At 63.4% G+C, this 265-nt stretch carries 1 protein-coding gene; it reads left to right on the top strand.

All coding sequences use genetic code 11. The features are described from left to right. Window positions 1-265 (top strand): hypothetical protein (locus tag KZZ04_RS19575; RefSeq protein ID WP_219423939.1); only part of this gene is annotated, 265 nt, incomplete at both ends.

The raw sequence follows: 265 nt of genomic DNA on the forward strand, positions 1-265 counted from the left end.
CGTGAGCGCGTCGGATGCGAACACGCCAGCGGTGGATTCCCGGCTCGACGGGCTGCTTGCCGCGTGGGGCATACAGATGCCGACCGACAAACTACTGGTCGACCACGTCTATGCCCTATCGTCTTCACTCAGCCCTGACGCGCCGGCATTACGTCACGCGGCCAGGTTGAACCTGCCACGACAAGCGATGACAGCCAGCGATGTGAGCACCTGGAAACTGAGCACTGTTGTGGTATCCAGCAGCGGCGCCCTGTCGCGCGTGAGG

Source organism: Pseudoalteromonas sp. CR1 (assembly GCF_019392235.1).
In the GTDB taxonomy this organism is placed as follows: domain Bacteria; phylum Pseudomonadota; class Gammaproteobacteria; order Enterobacterales; family Alteromonadaceae; genus Pseudoalteromonas.